Here is a 1,144-nt window from a genome sequence, read left to right as displayed (position 1 = left end):
CCTGGGGTAATATCCCACCATAAATATTCTTCTTTTTCTCTTTATTGTTGTTGCACAGAATAGTTGCGTTTCTATGTGTAAACGAATTGTTGTCTGTTTTTAGACATTAGCGCTTGAGGCTCTCTGCTCATCTTAATACAATTTAACAGTACATTATAAAAACACATTATAAAAACCAGTCAGCCAACGATAAGATAATAATTATGAAATTAGAAGCAATTGATTACACTGCTGAGAATGCAGCGGAGCAGTTTGTTAAATCACTGCGTGAAACAGGATTTGGCGTGTTAAAAAATCATCCGATTCAACAAGAGCTTGTACAAAGCATCTACGACAATTGGTATGCATTCTTTAACAGCGAAGAAAAAGAAAACTTCCAGTTTAATGTAGACACTCAAGATGGCTTTTTCCCTGCATCGGTATCAGAAGTCGCAAAAGGGCACACTAAAAAAGACATTAAAGAGTACTATCATTATTACCCAACAGGCCAATGCCCTGCTCAATTGAAAGCTCAAATTCAAGAGTATTACGATAACGCTAATGTACTTGCTAGTGAGCTATTATCCTGGGTTGAAGTACACTCTCCGGAAGATGTTTCTGCACTGTACTCTCAATCATTATCTAGCATGGTAGAGCAAAGTGATAAGACATTGCTTCGTGTTCTGCATTACCCACCGTTAGAAGGTGATGAGGAGCTTGGTGCTATCCGAGCTGGTGCACATGAAGACATTAACTTATTAACAGTGCTTCCTGCCGCGAATGAGCCGGGTTTACAAGTTAAGACTAAAGAAGGTGATTGGTTAGATGTACCTTGTGATTTTGGTAACCTAATCATTAATATTGGTGATATGTTGCAAGAAGCGTCAGGGGGTTATTACCCATCAACAACGCACCGAGTGATTAACCCAGAAGGTGCAGATAAAACGAAATCTCGTATCTCACTACCTTTGTTTTTACATCCAAAACCAGAAGTAGTGTTATCTGATCGCCACACTGCAAATAGCTACTTAATGGAACGTCTACGTGAACTAGGCGTGATTTAATAAGTAACAGCTGAAGAATCATATGAACAAGCGAGTAATTTAGGTTGCTCGCTTTTTTTGTGTCACTGTGATCGAGATTGAGGCTCTATGGCTACTTTGTG

General features: G+C 39.0%; 1 protein-coding gene. It reads left to right on the top strand.

The window, feature by feature from the left end; all coding sequences use genetic code 11:
- Positions 1-203: 203 nt before the first annotated feature.
- Positions 204-1,043: an isopenicillin N synthase family dioxygenase gene (locus PVK70_RS18720; RefSeq protein WP_130049490.1), complete on the top strand. Its 840-nt coding sequence runs from the start codon at positions 204-206 to the stop codon at positions 1,041-1,043.
- The last annotated feature ends 101 nt before the right edge of the window (positions 1,044-1,144 follow it).

Origin of the sequence: Aliivibrio sp. A6 (genome assembly GCF_028765505.1) — a bacterium.
Taxonomy (GTDB): domain Bacteria; phylum Pseudomonadota; class Gammaproteobacteria; order Enterobacterales; family Vibrionaceae; genus Aliivibrio; species Aliivibrio finisterrensis_A.
The sequence above is the reverse complement of the archived record's forward strand: the minus strand, read 5'-3'. Positions and strand labels throughout refer to the sequence as shown.

What these genes read in the sequence shown, in the direction of transcription:
- PVK70_RS18720 (WP_130049490.1), top strand. Translation starts at nt 204, where the DNA reads ATGAAATTAGAAGCAATTGATTACACTGCTGAGAATGCAGCGGAGCAG.